The sequence below is a fragment of the Psychrobacter cibarius genome (assembly GCF_016107535.1).
In the GTDB taxonomy this organism is placed as follows: Bacteria; Pseudomonadota; Gammaproteobacteria; order Pseudomonadales; family Moraxellaceae; genus Psychrobacter; species Psychrobacter cibarius.
Map to the genome: position 1 here is coordinate 87,305 of NZ_JABASQ010000004.1, position 19,520 is coordinate 106,824.

Consider the following 19,520-nt stretch of genomic DNA (forward strand, 5'->3'; position numbering starts at 1 on the left):
ATAAAGTCGGGGCGGTTCACTTTATGGTACAGCTTGGTGGTCGCCCCAAAGGTCGTTTGATTGAGCAGCACGATATTTTCTTCGGTGTAGCCAATCAGGTAAGCGAGCTAATAGACGATATCAATAATCATTGGCCGGAAGTCAACAATAAATGGCATATTGATTCATACAGAGCGATTACCAAAGTGGGAAACCATACTGTTAAATTGATTGAGTCAGATAACCAAGCTGCGAATGATAACGTTTTAAAACTGTTCTTTATTAATTTAGGCGGCTATCAGCAGGGGAGTTTTGAAGAGTTTCATCATAAGCTACTTATCGTCGCTGCTACTCAAGCAGAGGCTATTAAACAAGCAAAGCAAAGTGAGTTTTATCAGCAATTCACTTATAAAGATAAAGACACACCTTTTAATGCCGCATCGCACATTGATGATAAATTCGAGGTAGATATTGATGATATATACAACGTGAACGACCTTGTCTCAAACATACAGATTTTAATTGAGCCTAGGATTCATAATAGTCACGAACTTGCAAATGCTGATGAAGATAAAGAGTATGTTGGTTATCTAAGTATTAAGAATTTAAGGAAGTTACTTTAGGCTTGTTCTCAATTGAGGAGACTAGAGTTTAATGGACTAAAAGCGGTTATATCTCAATCATGCTTTGCAAGTTTTTAGATAATATATTTACATTTTCTGCGAAACCTCCTTTGACTGACAAGAATTCATTTCATTTTTAGTCTCATTATTTAATTAAGGACACACCCTAATATGGCTTTAAATATGTACTATAAAAATGGCATGATTCGCAAATCGCGTTGCCAACTCTCTGATGAGCTATTACCGACCCTTTATCAGATTCATGATAATGCTAAGTTTCCAAAACTCACTTGGTTGATTGATAATGTGTATGAAAATCCTCAGATTCAACCTGATGTCGCACAAGCATTAGCTGATGAAATGGTAGCGTTTGAGAGGTTAATACTTTCGCTGCATCTGCCTTTTCCTAGGCTGCCATTGCAAAAGTTGCAGAATTTCTTTACGGGGGCTGCCATTCGTCAACAGATTATTTATACAAGTAGCGTTTGAGCTGACAAATAATTTATTCATAAAAATAAAATAGGACTGGCAGGTTTGAAAAATTTGATAAGAGGATTTCTTAAGTGGGTTATCGCAGGTATTGGTCTTGGGATAGGACTTTTTATTGTCCTAGTGGCTATAACACTTTGGGATAAAAAGGATAAAAAAGACACATCGGACGACACTACAGCTGTACTGAATAACGATACTGACAATGCTCGAAAAGAGAATGATGAGTCGTTAAACCTCCAGTTTACGGTCGAAGATCAAGACGTACCAGCAGGGTATAAGTTGACTGAGGATGGAAGCCTCATGTTGGATGCGCCTATTATGGGAATGGAGTGGGAGAGTATAGTGGACGAGAATGTCACTACTGAACCACGAATTTACGAACCTTTTATGATCTATCAGTGCATCACAGAAGAGGGTGAGCATTTACGTTTGGATGTGATTAATAGCGATATTGGTTATATGCTGAAGTATTATTTCGCTACCCAAGGCAATCGTTTAAGATTAGAGGCGCAGCAAGCTACTGAGGATACCTATTATACGACTCTTTCTAATGGTACTAATCTCGTTATGCGGGATCCGAATAATTACTATGAGCTGACACAGTTTGAAGATAGCGATACTTCTTTTTATATTATTAATGCCATCACTGGTCAGGAGATGAATCATTTTTTATGTGAGGATAACTCAATTGAAAAGGATCAGTATGCTTTGATTGCTCAAATGGAGCCAGAGCATTTTAAATTTAAGCCTATGACTAATGAGCTTAGAAATATTTTGACTGAGCGTTTTGAAAATAGATAATAGTCTGCATAGTTGCCAACCAAACACTATAACCACCTTGAATCACGCCCAAATTACCCTCATAATCTAACCACTTCCAAACAATAAATAGCCTAAGTAAATATGCCGAATACTTCTAAGAGCACCTCAGATATGCCGACTGGAAACAATACCAATGGATTTAAATCCGATGAATTAAGTAAATTAACAAACCCAAGTGACGATGATTTAAATATTACGGCAAACAGTAATGAAGCGTCTTCACAACCTGATATGGTTGTTGATTTACCAGTACTCGCTAAAGACAGTTATTATTTAAGTCGTCTTGAGCGTGAACTGGCAAGGGCTGCCGTGGCTAAAAATAAAAAAGTTTCTGACGATAAAGCGGATGATGGGCTAACTAAAAAACGTGCGCAGTATGAAAAAATCAAGACCCGCTCACAGCAAGCGGTGCAGGCACGTATGGATAGTATTCCAGACAAACTGGCAGAAAAACTGAATCTTGATTTGCCCGTGAGTCAACGTGCAGAAGATTTAGTACAGGCAATTATTGATCACCAAGTCATTATTGTTGCAGGGGAGACGGGTTCTGGTAAGACGACGCAATTGCCTAAGCTGGCAATGCTGGCAGGTCGCGGTATCACTGGGCAGATAGGGCATACCCAGCCTCGACGATTGGCCGCGCGCAGTGTGGCAAACCGTATCGCTGAAGAATTGGGCGAGCAGCTCGGTAATACTGTCAGCTTCAAGATTCGCTTTAATGAGCAGGGTACGGCGCAATCTGTTGTTAAGCTGATGACCGATGGTATCTTACTGGCTGAATTAGGTCACGATAGATTCTTGAGTAAATACGATACCATCATTATTGATGAGGCGCATGAACGTAGCTTAAACATTGATTTCATTATGGGTTATCTGAAAAAGCTACTGCCCAAACGTCCTGATTTAAAAGTGATTATTACCTCAGCAACACTTGATACCAAACGCTTTAGTGAATACTTTAGCCGCTATGATAATAAGCTCAAGCGCAACGTACCTGCACCTATTTTCAATGTCGAAGGTCGTAGTTTTCCTGTTGAAGTTCGTTACCGTCCCCTCACTGATGAGCCAGTGAACAGCTCCGATGATGACAGCTACGATGACTTTGAAGAAAATCTGCCACGTGCGGTTGTGGCCGCCGTCGAAGAATGCTTTGGCGATGCACAAAATAAAGGTCATGCTGACCAAGCAGACATTTTGATATTTGCCGCCACAGAAGCTGAGATTCGTGAGCTCCAAGAGGTGCTTGAGCATCATGGGCCAAAGCATACGGAAGTGCTGCCATTATTTGCACGGCAGACTTATGAAGAGCAGCAGCGTATCTTTCAGCCGTCAGGTCGTGGCAGGCGTATCGTTATCGCGACCAACGTTGCCGAGACTGCATTGACCGTACCGGGTATCCGCTATGTGATTGATTTAGGGTTTGCGCGGATTTCTCGTTATTCGTATCGCTCACGCGTACAGCGTTTACCGATTGAGGCGATCTCGCAAGCGGCTGCCAATCAGCGTAAAGGTCGTTGTGGTCGTGTCGCACCGGGTGTTTGTATTCGTCTTTATTCTGAGGAGGACTTTACTGGTCGTCCGGAGTTTACCGAACCTGAAATTTTGCGAACTAACTTAGCCTCGGTTATTTTACAAATGGCCAATCTTCGTTTAGGTAGCGTTGATGATTTTGCCTTTATTGAGCCGCCTGACAGTCGCTTGGTTACGGATGGTCATAAATTGCTCGATGAATTGGGTGCCATTACCTCGAAAAGCGAAGCAACTGCTGCTCATCAAACCAATAAGCCAAAACCAAAAAAAGGTCTCGATCATTTAAGCCTGACGCCCACTGGGCAAAAAATGGCACGCATGCCAATCGATCCAAGACTGGCACGTATGTTGGTTGCGGGCAGTGATTTTGATTGTATCCGTGAAATGCTGATTGTAGTAGCGGCTCTTGCTGTACAGGATCCACGCGAGCGTCCTGCCAATAAACGCCAGCAAGCCGATCAAAAGCATGCGGAATTTCGTCAAGATGATTCTGACTTTTTATTCTATCTAAGTCTGTGGAAAGCGCTATTTGAAAAAGATGAAGACGGCAATAAGTTGTCTGGTAATCAGCGTAAGCAGTTTACGAAGAAAAACTATCTGAGCTTCCCGCGTGTACGTGAGTGGAGTCAAACCCATCGTCAGTTAGTACAAATGGTCACAGACCTTAAGCTGACGGATGTTAAAGAGGCAAAAGCTTCGGATAAAGGTACTGATAAAAATGCTTCGTTAGAAAATATGACCAGTGATCCTACCGCGATCGAAGATGAAGACCTCAAGGCCGTTAAATATGCCAATTTACACCGCGCATTATTGACAGGTCTATTGTCTACGATTGCGCATAAAACCGAAAATCGCGGTGAATATCTAGCGGCGCGCCAGCAAAAAGCCAAAATATTCCCAGCCAGTACGGTATTTAAACAAGTACCGCCTTGGGTCATGGCTTTTGAAGTGGTCGAAACCTCGCAAGTCTTTATGCGCACTGTTGCCAAAATTGAACCAGAATGGATTATCTCAGCGGCAGGTGACTTATTAAAGTACCATTACTTTGAGCCGCATTGGTCGAAGAAGACTGGACGAGTGAAAGCCTATGCGCAGATTAGCTTATTTGGGCTGATTATTATTAGTAAGCAGCTAACCAATTATGAGCAAGTGAACTTAGTTGAGTCACGAGAAATCTTCATTCGTGATGGTCTGGTGACTGGTAATTTGGGGCGTCAAGCGCCATTTTTACAGCATAATATGGATAAAATTGCCGACATTGAACGTATTGAAGATAAGTTACGCCGCCGTGATCTGTTGGTTGACGAAGAAGCACTGTATCAGTTTTATGATAAAAAAATACCTGAGCATATTGCCAGTCGCAAAGCCTTTGAAGATTGGCGTGCCGAGGTCGAAAAAACTGATGCCAAATATCTATTCTTTACCGATGATGACGTGCTCAATAGCCAAGCACCGACCACAGGCGATTTCCCAGAAGTGTGGAAATTGGGTGATTTAAAACTACCGTTACGTTATGTCTTTGATCCGTCCAGCGATGATGATGGCGTGACCATTCGTGTGCCACTTGCCGCGCTACCGCAGCTTGATGCGATCGAACTATTGTGGGGCGTACCCGGTTGGCGTTATGAGCTAGTATTGCAATTGCTCAAGTCACTACCAAAGGATATTCGCCGTCAAATTGTACCGATTCCTGATACAGCCGATAGCTTGTTTGATGAACTGCAACCCGCTGGTGGACAAGGATTGCTTAAACAGCTTTGCCAAGCGCTCAACCGTCGCGGCGTTATGTCAGTGACGCCTGATAGCTTTAATCCCTCTAGCATTGATCGCTATTTGCAGCCGCAAATCTGTGTGGTCGATGACGAAAACCGCATTATCGAAAAGGGTCGTGACCTGCAAACCCTACAGATTCGTCATGCTCAAGAGACCCGCCAAGCGGTGAATGAGCAGCAAGGCACACATACCGAGTTCCCTGAGCATTTCGCCTTTAGCAAAAATCATCATAGTGCAGGAGTGGTGATGAAGCAGTTTGCTGCTTTGGTTGCAGATGCGTCAGGTGAAGCGGTATCTATCCATCAATATACCGATGTCAATGCAGCATTACAGGCACACCGTATCGGAGTTTTGACCTTGATAAAAGGTAAGCTTGGCGCGAAGAAAAAACAGCTGACCAGCCAAATTGATAAAATATTCAAATTGGCATTCGCGCCACTTGGTGATATGGAGAAGCTAAAAACCATCGTCATCGATGCGGCATTGGACGCGTCGCTTGAAGAGCATTATGTGTTATTTGACCACAGTGCTGATTTGCCTGAAAGCGCTGATGATACTGCCGTAGCGCTTGCTGAAGAATTACCCTTTACGCCAGAAGAGTACGAGAAAACCTTGGAAGTGGTGTCGGGTAACTTTCTATTGACAGGTCAAAACGTCATAAAAATTCTTAAAAATGTTTATACTCGTTGGCAGCGTATCCGTCAGAGTTTACTCATGCTTGATAGAGAGGTATTTGGTGAGTCTATCGAAGATATCGAAGACCAGTTAGAAGATTTGCACTTGGCTGATTTTGTTTATCGCATGGATTATAGCCAATGGCAGCAGTATCCGCGCTATCTAGAGGCGCTTGAAATTCGTATCGAACGGCTTGAGCACAATCTCGAATCCGATCTCGACAGTGTCTATGCCCTTGATGAGCATATGGAGCGGTTGGCAAATCGTGCCAATGATAAAGCCATTAGTGAGTATCGCTGGATGGTCGAGGAGTATCGTATTCAGCTATTCGCGCAACCGATGAAAACCCGCATGGCGGTGTCACCGAAGCGCCTAAGCAAGATGTGGGATAAAATGAGTTAGGATAGCGTTAGATTTTTAAAACTTGCTAATTGACAGCATATGATAATTGTCTTGTATAGCTCTTTGATTTAGTCGATAATATTTGATTAAATCAAAGAGCTATTATTTTTTATACCAGAGTTTTTTGGTCGTTACTTAATATATTGATGTAGGTTTTTGAGCAGGATAAAAAATAATGATTAAAGGTAGATTGATAATATTAGGATTTGCATCAACTATATTTATGAGTACGGGCTGTGATGAGACACAAGCCAGTAATAATGAAAATGTGAAGGTATTCGCGCCAACAAGCGTAGAAAAAGAAGTGCAGTTACGTGGTAAGTTTAAAAGAAGCTTTGAGGTTCATGAGTTCGTTTCTGATAACATCATTTACTATGTATCAGATCCACAGCAGTTATTGATTGAAAATTCGAAAAGTCTCAATCAAAAAGGTTATTACAAATATTTCGAAACTTGCGTCATTGGTAACATTAGCCCCATCGGTCAATACGGGCCTCTAGGCAAATATCAAAATCAAATAACTATTCGTGAAATTTGCTCGTAGCTTTGATAGAGTAGGTTATCGTATGGATATCCTACTGATTTTAAGTAATTAACCCTCACTCACTATCGATAAAAAGGCTGGATTAGCAATTGCTAACTCAGCCTTTTTTTTGAGTGTCATTGTTTTTTTTGCGACGGATAAATCTTTTATGAAACAAAAAAGCAAAGGTAGCGTCATGAGACCTTTGCGCTAAAATTTAGAACCTGAGTAAAATTAGTGGCTGATCTTTTCTGTCAGCACACCCATACTATAAAGCACGAATGCTATAACGGTCAGTGCTACAATAAATGGCGTGAGTATCCAAATCACCACGTTGATCAATAATGAGGGCAATAATCCGTTAAATAATACCGTGTTTGGTGTAAAAAAGTCCGTCATAACATCGACTGAACGCTTAGCTACGGGGAATAACAAAGTGCTTAGTGCCAGCATATAAATATACTTGCTAAAACCAGGGTCGCTCATGACCACCATAAAATAAAACACCAAAAAGTAAGTGACACCCAATGCCCAGCATTTGAGAGTATAGCTTAGACGAATCATGTTAGTGCCTCCCGAAATATTCTGACGATCACACGTAGCAAAATTATTATAATAGTTGCTAAATTATGAATATATAATATATGTTATAATATGAATATATAGGCCAAGTCAACTGTTTTTTTTCTTGAGTAAGATATTTCGTCGTTTGTTCGGCTGGAAAGAGGGAGGGTGTAGGAATCTGCTAAACAGATAATTACGTTATGTACGCAGTTACTTATGAAGCTATCAAGGCGCAGAGGAATTGCCCTAGTCAGAAACCATTATAGTAGGGGCATTATGGTAGAAGCCTCATGCTAGATATTTAACTCACTGCTTGGACTTACTCCAAATAGCCGCTTATATTCACGGCTAAATTGGCTGGGACTCTCATAGCCTACTTGCATGGTGATTTGCGATACTTGTGCCTCGCCGAGTTGAATGAGCTGCCGCGCTTTCATCAATCGTAGGCTTTTTTGATATTGAAGCGGGCTTAGTTGAGTGATTTCTTTAAAATGTTGATGAAATCCCGACACACTCATACCGCATCGACTGGCCAAATCTTCTATGATGACGGGCTCTTCTAAATGCGCTTTTAGCCAATCGGTAGCTTGGGCAATACGGTGGGTGTGACTGCCATTAACCACCAGTTGCCGAAGTTTATGACCTTGCTGTGCTGAGAGCAGCCGATAATAAATCTCTTGCTGAATTAAAGGTGATAAAAATTCTATATCATTTGGATAATTAAGCAAGTCTATCAGCCGCTCGAATGCAGTTAATATGGTGTCTTCTAATGGCCATTTTATCCCTTGATGCTCATAATCGGCATTTTTCTGAGGTGGTATTTGTGCCATGACTTCACGAATGAGCGCCAGATTTAATTTCATAGATAATACGATGACAGGCTGCTCTACAGTGGCGTGTTTGATATGCATGCTTATAGGAATATTGACAGGGCAGAACATCAGACTGCTGTCATCAAATTTCTGGCAATCTGTACCTAAGTAAATTTCACGCGTGCCTTGTAAGACGATACATATACTAGGTTCTTGGATATAGCTGATAGTCTTTCTTGGTCTGTCGGCACAATAAAAAAACAAGCCTGAAATGTCTGATTCGATGGTTTGGTTTTTGGGTAATATACTAAATAGCTGCTCTACCGTTTTTGTTTTCATGATTTATGCTTACTTTATAATTTGCCTAATGATATAAATATTTATAGGATTAGGCAAGGATTCTGGAGTAATGCTCTACCGGATTAGCGTGCTCACTTCTATAATGATGGCATCAAAACGCAGTAAGCTTGATTTGTAGCGTATTGCACAATACCAATAATATGCCAATCCATAAGGAATATATGATGAAAATTTTCTATAAAACGCGCGCAACGGCAACCGGTGGTCGTTCTGGTCACACAGGTCTTGACGATGGTTCGCTAGGTTTTGACCTGGTCTCTTTTCAAGAAACAGACAAGGAAGGTGTCAATCCAGAGCAGCTTTTTGCAATGGGTTATGCGGCTTGTTTTGATAGTGCTTTAAATCTGACCGCCCAGCAAATGAAACTGCCAATCACTGCCTCAAAAACCTCGACCCAAGTGGGTATTGGTATGAAAGCCGATGGTAGCTATAACCTAGACATAGATTTGTATGTTGAAGTGTCGGGCATTGATGAGGCTCAAGCGCAAACACTGGTCGAAACAGCTCACCAAGTTTGCCCATACTCTAATGCTACTCGCGGTAATGTCGATGCACGTTTGCATGTGACCGTGGTTTAACGGTCAGCAGTAGTCAATACCTAACGACTGATTCAACAGCTGTTCTAATAACTATAAACAAATATAAAAACGACATGACTTTCAACTGCTTGGGTATATAAAGTATTCAGGCAGTTTTTTATTGAGTGATTCAACGTTGATCATTAAGATTAAATTATCAGGCATGAAAAGTTAAGCACAAAAAAGAGCCAGTAGTTTGACTACTGGCTCTTTCGTTTTCAATAGATTCGAATAAAAACATAGGTTTTATTCAAATAACCACCACGTATTATTTACGCTTGTTTCTAGGGTTATTATAGTTGGCAGTTCACTTGGTATTGTTGACCATTGTCTGATGTGATGGTCATGATGCCGTAATCCGCTTTGGTGTGCCAATCGTAAGTGGTTTTAGGGTTAACATTATTCACATAACGAGCGCCAGAACCTGATACCGCTTGCTCCATGGTGATTTTTGCATTGGTTAAGCCAACTTTAGGCAAGGTCACGTTTAGGTTAGCAGTCTGACCGTTAGCAGTGTAGGCAGCAGTGAGTTGACCGTTGTCTTCACAAGTGAATGATTGGACGACTGGCTGAGTATTGGTCTCTGGGGTCGTAGTAATTGGTGCATTAGTGGCGCAGGCAGACAATAATAGAGCAAAAGGTGCTACGGCTAATAATTTTTTCATAATATGCCTCAAAAGTATCGGTAAAAGTAGGTTGTTACTTCAAGCAACATGATACCGTAGAGAATGTAACTTCATGTTGTTTTTGAGAGCTATGGTAGTAATCTTATCTGTCTTTTTTATCACTAAGCCTCTATTAGCCTATTAGTTTTAAATAACGAATGAGGATATTTCACGTAGGGGCTTTTTCTCTATTTAAAATAAATACCAATACTGCACCCAAGATAACCGAGCTTGCTATAATGAATGGCATGGTCAATTGCTCAGATAAAAACACCACGCCTAATATCGCAGCGAGTATAGGGACACACAATTGTACAACTGCTGCTTGGGTGTTTTTTAACAAAGGCATGGCCATATACCAGATGCTATAGCCTATACCAGATGCGATCGCTCCTGATGCACAGGCCAAAAGTACTCCCTTGATAGTAATGTCACCTAAATTGATGTTTTCCAAGCCTATATTGTCTAGATAAGTCATGCTTATCATTAACAGTATGGGCGCTGCTATCAGACTCCGAATGAAATTAAAACCTGTGGCTCGCAGCGGCGACACGCATGATTTGCCGCGTATGCTATATATGCCCCAAGCGGCACCACTGATTGCCATAAGCACCGCCGCTAGTAACGAAGGCACCGCTGCTGACGGTAGCATCAAATAGACAAACCCTGCTACCGCTACGATAAATGCCAGCCATTGTAAGCCGCTCAATTGCTCTTTTTTATAGATGCCCCAACCAATCATCGTCAGCTGAACCGCTGAAAATAGAATCAGCGCTCCTGTACCAGTATCCAACTCTACATAAGCAATCGAAAAGCATAGCGCATAAATCACTAAGCTCACGCTACTTAACCAGCTACCTTTACCGTTTAAAATAGCAGCGTGAGCAATACTGTCAGACTCTCGCGCGTGCTGTCGTAACCGATAAGCATGAATGGTCATGATAATACCTAGGCAGACAGCAGCGCTCAGCAGGCGCAAAATGGTAAAGCTCCAAGCATCTATATGACCCTCTGCTAACGCCATCCGGCAAAAGAGAGAGTTTGCAGCAAAGGCGATTAATGCAATAACGGTGTACAAGGTGGCTTTCAAAAATAATTCCTACAATAAAGAAGCTGGTTTTTTAATAAAATAGGCAAATTCGACTTTTAGGGATGTTGTTAACACTGTTTTACCAGCAAAAATAATGGCAAAAGTGACAAAAATTAGTTGCTAGTTGGAAAGTGTCTTACAACAGAGCATATTTTATTGCACTCGCAGGCGAAAGTGTTTTTTAAATTGGACTGATGATAGTTGAATTAACAATAAAGGCCGACTACAAAAGTGGTGTGATGTGGATCAAGCGCATACTCAGAACGATTGCTGAAGTTAATCGTCATAAATCAAATAAAAACAATAGATAGGAAAAAGTAATATGGATTGGGCAAGTATTTTTATTCATGACACTACTTGGGCATTTGCGCTTGAGATATTGGTGCGTGTCAGCGTCATGTTTGTGCTGATTATCTCGTTTTTGCGTTTGACGGGCAAACGCGGCGTCCGTCAGCTGTCAATCTTTGAGTTGACCATTATTTTATCATTGGGCTCTATCGCAGGTGACCCTATGTTTAACGAGGATTTGCCGATTATTCAGGCAGTACTGGTCATGAGCATCGTTATCGTGCTTTATCGATTATGCACGTGGATCATGATGGAATTCCAACCTTTTGAAGATTTATTAGAAGGGAAGTCGCTCTATATTGTAGAAGATGGGATGCTGGTACTCGATAAGATTAAAAAGGGTAAAATGTCTCATGATGAGTTTTTTACTGAAATGCGCCAACAAGGGGTTGAGCATTTGGGTCAAGTGCGTACAGGCTTGCTAGAGACGGACGGTAATTTTAGTATATTGTTATATCCGCCTGAAAACACCGGCTATGGTATGCCGCTTTTCCCTAAGCAGTATCAACCTGTCGAAGAGATAGAGTCAGAAACATATTACGCATGTATGCATTGCGGCTATGTCGATCATATATCTGACCCAAATCAGCTCTGTGAACGCTGTGAGAATGGATGTCGAGACTGGGCAAAGGCCTTGAATAGTGAGATCATTAGATGATAATAAATGAGATGATAGCTATATGAATTATCTATGAGTAGATCGAGCGGTCTTATGTTGGCAGACTTAATAATAGCCAATTATACCAACGTAAGACAGCCCTAGACTAAACGTTTTTAACATACCTTAATTGAGTTAGGCAATTTTATACCAATCAATTTTACGGGTCATGACCATCACGCAAGCGAGCAGCACAAAACAGAAGACAGCACCAAGCAATAAATTCATATCTTCGGTGGTTAATATGCCGAAAAACGCCGCATAAAATCCTGCCAATGTGACAGTGAAAATCGCTGCTCGCTTGACGCCGCCCAGTACATAATAAGTATACCAACCAATGAGTCCAACACAGGCGCTGGCAGCAATGGCATACGCTTTCCAAAAGACAATTTGCTCAGCAAGTGGTAATAGTAAGACATAAAACACAAACAGCGCGCAACCGACCAACAGATATTGAATAGGGTGAATACGGCTGGATTTGATCACTTCAAATAAAAAGAAAGTGCCGAATGATACTAAGATTAATAATAAGGCATATTTCATCGTTCGTTCAGTTTGTAAATACACATCATTAGGCTCAGCAAAACTCACACCAAAGCTGTTCAGGCGCACGTTTCGATAGCTATCAGGTATGGTGGTAGCTTCTGCTGTAGCAGCGCCTTCCATTGCTATAAGCGCATCACCAGAAGCCATTGACTGGCTGTTGTTATCAAGAGTGGCTTGACTGGTGACGACACATCGGTTGTTGGCGATGCTGACACATTGCGACAAATCTTGATTGTTGGCTATAGTGTATTAAATACAAAAATGTTATAAGTTAAAATAACTCAACAGATATCCTCAATTATCATGACTTACTCCCTAGACTATCGCAAACAAGTTCTTAAAAGCTTAGCAGATGGCATGACCTTTGCCGAGGCAGCCTCTTTTTATGACATTAGTCCAACCACCATTCAAAAGTGGAAGAAACGGCTGCATAGTAAGAGCACTCGCAATGTTACGCCATCAAAAATACCGGATGATGCCCTACGCAAAGACGTTGAGCGTTACCCTGATGACTATCACTATGAGAGAGCAAGACGGTTCAACTGTACTGCCCCAGCCATTTGTGAGGCTTTAAAACGTCTTGGCATCAGTCAAAAAAAAGACCTTAGAGCATCCAAAAGCTTGCCCAATAAAGAGAGCGGAGTATCAGAGTAAGCTTGATAACTTTAAACAGCAAGGCTATCCCATTGTCTATATGGACGAAAGTGGCTTTGAGGCTGAAACCATTCGTCCTTATGGCTATGCACCGATAGGTAAACCCTGTATCGACAGCTACAACTGGCAGGCAAAAAAGCGAACCAACGTCATTGGTGCTCTATATAAAAAGATGCTGTTTGCGCTGGATTACTTTGAGCAGAACATTAACAGTAATATATTCTATCAGTGGTTCAAACAGACACTAATCCCAAGTCTTAAAACCAAATGCGTGATTGTGATGGATAACGCCAGATTTCATAAGAGCAAGCGCATTCAAAAACTACTGAACAGGCATGGTCATCGTATTCTATGGCTGCCGCCGTACAGCCCAGACTTAAACCCTATCGAGAAGAAGTGGGCTCAAGTGAAGTTTTTACGCCAAGGCTGGATGGAAAATGACTTATCTAAATTGTTTTATGATATTTGTTCTAGCCATAACACTTTTGCTTTGAACTGACTATATTGTTAAATACTGATTTTGCCAACTGGCTTCAAAACCTTTAGCGGTAAGTTTCTTGGCATTGGGGAGCGCCTTACCAATAAAGTTTGGCGCATGCCAATTACTGCGCATCGTTAAGTTAAAGTTTTGTCCCGTCGGTACAGTGTTTACATTGCTAATACCAGCTAACGGTAAATCAATGACGATTTCTGTACTGGTCAATGACTCGCTAGTACCGTTCGTAGCAAGGGCGTTATTGCCATTCTGTTGGCTCGTTATATTTTTTACTGAACGTTGTAATATATCTTGCGGAATATCTACTTCTACATAGGTCAGGTTTTTCAGCAGCGCTGTCTGAGGGTAGGTCGCTTTTATCGGTTTTTTATCAATGGTCACCGTTGGTAGCGTCGCCACGCCGCGCAGATCTGATACTGGAATAATCAATTTTGCTGCATTCCAGTGGATGATGGTTTTTTCGGGCTGGGCGTTATTTTTATTGGCGGGTGTGTTGATGGAGCCTTGTGCGTCACTAGTTTTGCTCGTAGTTTCATATAAGCTGCTGATGGCTTGATCAAATGTATAGCGCTGGTCAAATGTCAACGCACCATCATAACTGGTCGCATGATAGATGCCACGTTTGTAGGTATCAGTGCTGACTTCAAGATCTTGTATGGCTTGGGTCTGACTGGCAAAGACAATTTCATTTTTTGAGTAAGATGGTGCACATTTGCTGGTTTTTTCAGGTGCTGTAATCTGACATTCAGGTGTAATTGTGGTAGGGATGATGATAAATGGGGTGATGACTTCTTGCGGATTGACGTGCTGCTGGGCAATTTCTTTAACCACCGACGCGGCATAATTTTGTCGTTCGTAGATGACTGAGCCAATCATACCGAGACCGATGGCAAAAATAATACAAAGCCCGGCGATGATGGACAATTTCGTCAATAGTGTTTTTTGCATGAAAGCTCCTCATATGAATCTTTAGTCCAAAACTGTGCATATAAAAGTCAGTAGGTTCAAAGAAGATCATAGAGGAGAGATGAAGAAAAAATATGTAAGAACGATGGAGAGTGTGTGGAAAAATAAGCCTTAGTGTTTTCTGATACCAGTATTTTTTGATACTAGTATCTTCTGGCATCAGTGTTTTTTAGTATCACCAACCACTTTATCCATAATAGCAAATAATAAACCAGACAACACAAAAGTCATGTGAATGATGACTTTCCACATGAGTTTGTCCGCTTCACCCTCACTCAATTCATTAGGAATATCCATAAATGACTTTAATAGATCAATCGCAGAAATAGCGACGATGGCACCGATAACTTTTAGTTTTAGACCAGAAAAATCTACTTTGCCCATCCAACTAGGTCGATCAACGTGATCACCAGTATCAATTTTTGAGACAAATATTTCATAGCCACTAAATATGATGATTAATAATAAACTGGCTACTAAAGAGAGGTCGACCAACACTAATATATTAACAATGACATCTGATACAGAAGCGCTAAATACAGTATTGAACATCATGACTGTTTTTTGAATGAATTTTATAAATAATAAAATAATCCCTAAGACCAGCCCTAAATAAAAAGGCGCCAATATCCAGCGGCTGTTAAAGATGGTTTTTTCTAGGTATCGTTCAATGTTTTTTAGCATGGATATCTCTTAAGGCTCTTAAAGGTAAGGTTGTAGGTCATTTACTGATAACGTGGTATAGATGGATTTAAGAAAGCCATTCAAGCACTTGTTGTACCCGCTCATCTCTATCACCACCTATGCGATGAAATGGCTTTTGGTGACGGGTCAGCTGACTTTCAAAATAAGCACTGATTTCATCACGTTGATGTGGGCTATCACGCAAATCATCGGCGACCCACGGAATATCAACTTCGGTTAATAGAATCAAATCATAATGATGCGTTAACGCCGCATTGGTGAGCGCTTTAGGGCAATCACCATAATACCAGTTGGCATAAACCATTAGCTCAAATAAACTGGTGTCACAAAACAAGTAGCTGCTATCAGAATTTTGCGCGGCTTGTGCGGCGAGTTTATTTTCTAACTCAATTTGACCTTGTGCAATAGGGAGTAAATCATCCCAAGTGCAAGTGAGGTGTTCCTTATCCCATTTCGCTTGTAGATAGGTGCGCATGTATTCTGGCACCCAAGGGCAACCAAAATGCGCTGCCAAGTCGCGACATAGCGTGGTCTTACCAGTGCTCTCTGCCCCTAGGATAGCGACATTGATGACCGATTTAGGCGTATGCTGCTTTAGGTTGCAAGCGGTAACGTCGTTGCCATTCATAGTAAGCCCAAATTGCGATAAGAGTGAAGACTACGTATTGTAGCGCAGTAAAAGTGAGACCTTTATAAAAGTATAGCGGGACTGAAATAGCATCGGCGATTATCCAGAGTATCCAATGCTCAATTTTGCGCCGCGCCATCAGCCACATCGCCATCAAAAACAGCGCGGTGGTCAGCATGTCGGTGTAATCAACCCACGTAAATAAATGCAAACCTAATACCGCGCCATCAAAACTAAAGTTATTATTGATGACTGGTCTGAAGTAATACACCAACGCGACAAAGGCAATAGTCGCCGAGGCTAGTAAGGCGAGTATTGGCACATCTTTTTTATCGAGATGTTCTACTTGAATAGCATTCTGGGCGTTAGTCCTTGCTAACGACTCATTTTGCTGCTGACCAGTAGGGTTGATATAATCTTGCTGTTTTTTGATTGCTGTGTTTTTCTTACTCTGTGTCCAATTGATCCAGCCATATAGACTCATCACCGTATAATAGGCATTGATAAACATATCGCCAAATAACTGCCATTTCCACAACAGATAGACAAAGATTGCGGTGCTGACGAGACCAATGGGGAAGACTAGAATATTGGTTCTGCTGGCGAGTAAGACACTTGCTACCCCAAATATGACGGCAATCAATTCAAGAGCAATAAAGACGGTGGGATAGTCAGCGTACTGTCCAAATAACCAGTTAAAAATTTCTACCATGAGTATTTCCAAATATGAGCGGGTTTATGTCTCGCAGTTTTATGAGCTCGAACTGTGAACGCGTCGCTAGCAAAATGCGCCAATTATAACGTAGCTGCTCCAAAATGAAGTCAGGACTTTGCTTATTTTTCGCAACAAACAGATTATTTGTAACAAAGTATTAGAAAAATAATTATATTCAGGCATAATAAAGGCTCTGATTTTAAGTTTACAGTTATTCACTGAAATCAAACGACTGTTATTTTTCCACTTTTATGCTTATCCCAAGCCCTATAGTAGTAGACAAGGAAGCTTATCATGACGACTTGTATCACAGGCACTGGCCTGTATATTCCGCCTTATAGCATCAGTAATGAAGAGCTAGTAGATTCATTTAATAAGTATGTTGAGAATTATAATGCAAAGCATGCTGACGAGATAGCAGCAGGAACTTTGACTGCCCTAGAGCCTTCTTCAGCGGCCTTTATCGAAAAAGTATCTGGTATCAAATCACGTTATGTGATGGAAAAGGATGGTATTTTAGATCCTGAAATCATGGCACCAGTGATTCCTTATCGTCATTTAGGTGAAGAGCTGTCTATCATGGCAGAAATGGGTACTGCGGCTTTGAAAGACGCGCTAGCAGATGCGGGTCTTGAGGCGAATGACCTAGATGGTATTATCCTTGCCTGTTCAAACTTCCAGCGTACTTATCCTGCGGTCGCTATCGAGATTCAAAATGCAATCGGTATGATTGGTGGTTTTGCTTATGATATGAACGTCGCTTGTAGTGCCGCGACTTTTGGTCTATCGCAAGCACACGGCTCTATCGTTTCTGGTCTGGCTAAGCGCATCGCTGTGGTCAACGTTGAGATTACCTCAGCGCATCTAAACTGGCGTAACCGTGACAGCCACTTTATCTTTGGCGATGTCGCAACAGCATCTATCGTCGAAGAGCTAGACACGCCAAAAGGTTATGAGATTCTTAACTCTAAGCTATTCACCCAGTTTTCGACCAATATCAAAAACGAATACGGCTTTATGGATCGCTCAGAGTTCTTAGCGGCACAGACTGAGATGTATCCAGACATTAAAGAGCCAGTCACCGACAAGCTATTCTTACAAAATGGTCGAAAAGTGTTCCGTGAAGTCTGTCCAAAGGTTTCAGAGGTCATCACTGAGCATTTGCAAGAAAACGATATCGCAACGTCTGATGTTAAAATGATGTGGCTGCACCAAGCCAACGCCAATATGTTGGATTTAATCCTACGTACTGTGATTGGTAAAGAAGCAGATAAAGCGATTGTGCCAAGTGTCATTGCTGAATTTGCTAACACCAGTTCAGCCAGTCCGATGATTGTTTTCCATCGCTATAAAGATGAGCTGGCATCAGGTGATTTGGGTGTTATCTGTTCATTTGGTGCTGGTTACTCTATCGGTTCAGTGTTGGTGCGTAAGGTTTAATTTTTAAAGTAAAATCTGTTACTAATAAAAAATAGCTAAGAACAACCTTAGCTATTTTTTTTGTCTGTTATTTTTGTTATGAGCACTTAATCACATTATTTAAGCAATATATTATTCAAGAATGAGGCGCTATTTGAGAATATAACGGGAAGAATGCTTAGAATATCGACAAGAATGCGTAGAGGTTTTAATTTACCCCGAAAAATTTGCTATAATCACGGTCTTATTCCTCTCATCCAATTAAAAGTCCTTTTATGAAAGAATCCTTACGCCTGCGTTTAGACCAGATGGTAGACCGTTATGAAGAGGTCACCGCCTTATTATCAGATCCTAGTATCATCAGCGATAATAATAAATTCCGTGAATTGTCTGTCGAGCACAGCGACTTGATGGATATCACCACTTTATGGCAGAACTATGTGCGTGCAGAAACGGATCAGGCTGATGCAGAGGCTATGCTGGCTGATGCATCAGATCCTGACATGAAAGAGATGATGATCGATGAGATTGATAACGCCCGCGAGACCATCGTAGAGATGGAAGAGGCGCTCAATGTCATGATGCTACCAAAAGATCCGAATGATAAAGTGCCTGCTTTCTTGGAAATTCGTGCGGGTACAGGTGGTGATGAAGCCGCGATTTTCTCTGGTGACTTGTTCCGAATGTACCAAAAATACGCGCAGACACAAGGCTGGACAGTGGAAGTATTGTCGGCAAGTGAAGGCGAGCATGGCGGTTATAAAGAAATCATCACTCGCGTATCAGGCAACAGCGTGTATGGTCGCTTAAAGTTTGAATCTGGCGTACACCGTGTGCAGCGTGTGCCTGAAACCGAAAGCCAAGGTCGCGTGCATACCTCAGCTTGTACCGTGGCGGTGATGCCTGAGGTTGAGATTGATGATACAGTGGATCTGAACCCAGCCGATATCCGCTTTGACACTTTCCGTTCAAGCGGTGCGGGTGGTCAGCACGTTAACACCACTGACTCAGCCGTACGTTTGACCCACATTCCAACGGGTACCGTGGTAGAGTGTCAGCAAGAGCGTAGCCAACATAAAAACCGTGCGCAAGCGATGAAAATGCTGATTTCAAAGATCCAGCAAGTCAAAGTACAGGCGCAAGTTGATGCAGCAGATACCATACGCCGTGATTTGGTGGGTAGTGGCGATCGCTCAGAACGCATTCGCACTTATAATTTCCCACAAGGTCGCATGACCGATCACCGTATCAACCTGACGTTATACAAGCTTGATGCCATTATGGAAGGCGACTTGGATGAGATTCTTGATGCACTGTTGCGTGAGCATCAGGCTGATTTGATGGCCAGTATCGGCGGTGGTGATTAGTAACCATCAGGATATTAATGACTAGAGGCTCAATAGCTGGTCGTGAATCCATTAATTCATAAAAGCGTGACACTGTCTAGATGACAGTGTCTGTTTGTTTATAGCTGTTTTTTTACGGCTATCAACTATG

20 protein-coding genes are annotated in these 19,520 nt (G+C 41.7%); 11 read left to right on the forward strand and 9 right to left on the reverse strand.

Translation table 11 applies throughout. From position 1 onward, the window contains the following. The first annotated feature begins 23 nt into the window (after nt 1-23). The 5 genes from JFC08_RS04620 (at nt 24) to JFC08_RS04640 (ending at nt 6,840) form a co-directional block, all read left to right on the forward strand. Complete coding sequence (locus JFC08_RS04620) at nt 24-602, forward strand: DUF1543 domain-containing protein (protein ID WP_198329885.1); 579 nt, start codon at nt 24-26, stop codon at nt 600-602. A gap of 171 nt (nt 603-773) precedes the next feature. Further along, entirely contained in the window at nt 774-1,091 is a 318-nt protein-coding gene (locus JFC08_RS04625; protein ID WP_060491072.1) for a hypothetical protein, read from the forward strand. Nucleotides 1,092-1,136: 45 nt separating this feature from the next. Further along, the gene (locus tag JFC08_RS04630; RefSeq protein WP_198329886.1) at nt 1,137-1,895 is read left to right on the forward strand and encodes a hypothetical protein; all 759 of its coding nucleotides are present in this window, start codon (nt 1,137-1,139) and stop codon (nt 1,893-1,895) included. Nucleotides 1,896-2,147: 252 nt separating this feature from the next. Then, a complete protein-coding gene (gene hrpA / locus JFC08_RS04635; RefSeq protein WP_198329960.1) occupies nt 2,148-6,296 on the forward strand; it encodes an ATP-dependent RNA helicase HrpA in 4,149 nt (1,382 codons plus the stop codon). Between the two features lie 175 nt (nt 6,297-6,471). Next, nucleotides 6,472-6,840, forward strand: a complete 369-nt coding sequence (locus tag JFC08_RS04640; protein ID WP_045447416.1) for a hypothetical protein — start codon at nt 6,472-6,474, stop codon at nt 6,838-6,840. A gap of 213 nt (nt 6,841-7,053) precedes the next feature. Here the strand turns inward: JFC08_RS04640 and JFC08_RS04645 are convergent, their stop codons facing one another. Beyond that, complete coding sequence (locus JFC08_RS04645) at nt 7,054-7,383, reverse strand: hypothetical protein (RefSeq protein ID WP_045447417.1); 330 nt, start codon at nt 7,381-7,383, stop codon at nt 7,054-7,056. A 293-nt stretch (nt 7,384-7,676) separates the two neighbouring features. Beyond that, nucleotides 7,677-8,534 carry an AraC family transcriptional regulator gene (locus JFC08_RS04650; RefSeq protein WP_198329887.1) on the reverse strand — a complete coding sequence of 286 codons (858 nt, stop codon included), beginning with the start codon at nt 8,532-8,534 and terminating at the stop codon, nt 7,677-7,679. A 185-nt stretch (nt 8,535-8,719) separates the two neighbouring features. Here JFC08_RS04650 and JFC08_RS04655 point away from each other — a divergent pair, with 185 nt between their 5' ends. After that, the gene (locus JFC08_RS04655; RefSeq protein WP_198329888.1) at nt 8,720-9,133 is read left to right on the forward strand and encodes an organic hydroperoxide resistance protein; all 414 of its coding nucleotides are present in this window, start codon (nt 8,720-8,722) and stop codon (nt 9,131-9,133) included. Nucleotides 9,134-9,426: 293 nt separating this feature from the next. On the opposite strand, the gene JFC08_RS04660 is transcribed toward JFC08_RS04655, so the two are convergent. Together JFC08_RS04660 and JFC08_RS04665 are read right to left on the reverse strand one after the other, a co-directional pair. After that, entirely contained in the window at nt 9,427-9,798 is a 372-nt protein-coding gene (locus tag JFC08_RS04660) for an MliC family protein (protein ID WP_060491077.1), read from the reverse strand. Between the two features lie 169 nt (nt 9,799-9,967). Further along, nucleotides 9,968-10,888, reverse strand: coding sequence for a DMT family transporter (locus JFC08_RS04665; protein WP_198329889.1), 921 nt, complete (start codon nt 10,886-10,888; stop codon nt 9,968-9,970). A gap of 322 nt (nt 10,889-11,210) precedes the next feature. On the opposite strand from JFC08_RS04665, the gene JFC08_RS04670 reads away from it, so the two are divergent. After that, nucleotides 11,211-11,894, forward strand: a complete 684-nt coding sequence (locus tag JFC08_RS04670) for a DUF421 domain-containing protein (RefSeq protein ID WP_198329890.1) — start codon at nt 11,211-11,213, stop codon at nt 11,892-11,894. Between the two features lie 135 nt (nt 11,895-12,029). On the opposite strand, the gene JFC08_RS04675 is transcribed toward JFC08_RS04670, so the two are convergent. Next, nucleotides 12,030-12,665 (reverse strand): inner membrane CreD family protein, encoded by a 636-nt coding sequence (locus tag JFC08_RS04675; protein WP_198329891.1) that lies wholly within the window; start codon nt 12,663-12,665, stop codon nt 12,030-12,032. Nucleotides 12,666-12,743: 78 nt separating this feature from the next. On the opposite strand from JFC08_RS04675, the gene JFC08_RS04680 reads away from it, so the two are divergent. After that, complete coding sequence (locus tag JFC08_RS04680; protein ID WP_068406626.1) at nt 12,744-13,094, forward strand: IS630 transposase-related protein; 351 nt, start codon at nt 12,744-12,746, stop codon at nt 13,092-13,094. Continuing rightward, complete coding sequence (locus tag JFC08_RS04685; RefSeq protein WP_198329892.1) at nt 13,021-13,593, forward strand: IS630 family transposase; 573 nt, start codon at nt 13,021-13,023, stop codon at nt 13,591-13,593. Before JFC08_RS04680 ends, JFC08_RS04685 begins: the two co-directional genes overlap by 74 nt. Here the strand turns inward: JFC08_RS04685 and JFC08_RS04690 are convergent, their stop codons facing one another. The 4 genes from JFC08_RS04690 to pnuC form a co-directional block, all read right to left on the reverse strand. Beyond that, entirely contained in the window at nt 13,594-14,538 is a 945-nt protein-coding gene (locus JFC08_RS04690; RefSeq protein WP_198329893.1) for an inner membrane CreD family protein, read from the reverse strand. It lies immediately after the preceding gene. 177 nt (nt 14,539-14,715) lie between these two features. Beyond that, complete coding sequence (locus JFC08_RS04695) at nt 14,716-15,240, reverse strand: TIGR00645 family protein (RefSeq protein WP_045447433.1); 525 nt, start codon at nt 15,238-15,240, stop codon at nt 14,716-14,718. A 67-nt stretch (nt 15,241-15,307) separates the two neighbouring features. Then, on the reverse strand, nt 15,308-15,889 hold the full coding sequence (locus JFC08_RS04700; RefSeq protein ID WP_198329894.1) for an AAA family ATPase: 582 nt from the start codon (nt 15,887-15,889) through the stop codon (nt 15,308-15,310). After that, entirely contained in the window at nt 15,840-16,601 is a 762-nt protein-coding gene (gene pnuC, locus JFC08_RS04705; protein WP_045447439.1) for a nicotinamide riboside transporter PnuC, read from the reverse strand. The genes JFC08_RS04700 and pnuC overlap by 50 nt, the downstream gene beginning before the upstream one ends. A 297-nt stretch (nt 16,602-16,898) precedes the next feature. Here pnuC and JFC08_RS04710 point away from each other — a divergent pair, with 297 nt between their 5' ends. Together JFC08_RS04710 and prfA are read left to right on the forward strand one after the other, a co-directional pair. Then, nucleotides 16,899-18,044 carry a beta-ketoacyl-ACP synthase III gene (locus tag JFC08_RS04710; RefSeq protein WP_060491083.1) on the forward strand — a complete coding sequence of 382 codons (1,146 nt, stop codon included), beginning with the start codon at nt 16,899-16,901 and terminating at the stop codon, nt 18,042-18,044. A gap of 254 nt (nt 18,045-18,298) precedes the next feature. Continuing rightward, nucleotides 18,299-19,390: a peptide chain release factor 1 gene (gene prfA, locus JFC08_RS04715; protein ID WP_060491084.1), complete on the forward strand. Its 1,092-nt coding sequence runs from the start codon at nt 18,299-18,301 to the stop codon at nt 19,388-19,390. Nucleotides 19,391-19,520: the final 130 nt, after the last annotated feature.

Coding starts and splice junctions, on each gene's coding strand:
- JFC08_RS04620 (WP_198329885.1), top strand. CDS start 24: ATGGTACAGCTTGGTGGTCGCCCCAAAGGTCGTTTGATTGAGCAGCAC.
- JFC08_RS04625 (WP_060491072.1), top strand. CDS start 774: ATGGCTTTAAATATGTACTATAAAAATGGCATGATTCGCAAATCGCGT.
- hrpA (WP_198329960.1), top strand. CDS start 2,148: ATGGTTGTTGATTTACCAGTACTCGCTAAAGACAGTTATTATTTAAGT.
- JFC08_RS04640 (WP_045447416.1), top strand. CDS start 6,472: ATGATTAAAGGTAGATTGATAATATTAGGATTTGCATCAACTATATTT.
- JFC08_RS04645 (WP_045447417.1), bottom strand. CDS start 7,383: ATGATTCGTCTAAGCTATACTCTCAAATGCTGGGCATTGGGTGTCACT.
- JFC08_RS04650 (WP_198329887.1), bottom strand. CDS start 8,534: ATGAAAACAAAAACGGTAGAGCAGCTATTTAGTATATTACCCAAAAAC.
- JFC08_RS04655 (WP_198329888.1), top strand. CDS start 8,720: ATGAAAATTTTCTATAAAACGCGCGCAACGGCAACCGGTGGTCGTTCT.
- JFC08_RS04660 (WP_060491077.1), bottom strand. CDS start 9,798: ATGAAAAAATTATTAGCCGTAGCACCTTTTGCTCTATTATTGTCTGCC.
- JFC08_RS04670 (WP_198329890.1), top strand. CDS start 11,211: ATGGATTGGGCAAGTATTTTTATTCATGACACTACTTGGGCATTTGCG.
- JFC08_RS04680 (WP_068406626.1), top strand. CDS start 12,744: ATGACTTACTCCCTAGACTATCGCAAACAAGTTCTTAAAAGCTTAGCA.
- JFC08_RS04690 (WP_198329893.1), bottom strand. CDS start 14,538: ATGCAAAAAACACTATTGACGAAATTGTCCATCATCGCCGGGCTTTGT.
- JFC08_RS04695 (WP_045447433.1), bottom strand. CDS start 15,240: ATGCTAAAAAACATTGAACGATACCTAGAAAAAACCATCTTTAACAGC.
- JFC08_RS04700 (WP_198329894.1), bottom strand. CDS start 15,889: ATGAATGGCAACGACGTTACCGCTTGCAACCTAAAGCAGCATACGCCT.
- pnuC (WP_045447439.1), bottom strand. CDS start 16,601: ATGGTAGAAATTTTTAACTGGTTATTTGGACAGTACGCTGACTATCCC.
- JFC08_RS04710 (WP_060491083.1), top strand. CDS start 16,899: ATGACGACTTGTATCACAGGCACTGGCCTGTATATTCCGCCTTATAGC.
- prfA (WP_060491084.1), top strand. CDS start 18,299: ATGAAAGAATCCTTACGCCTGCGTTTAGACCAGATGGTAGACCGTTAT.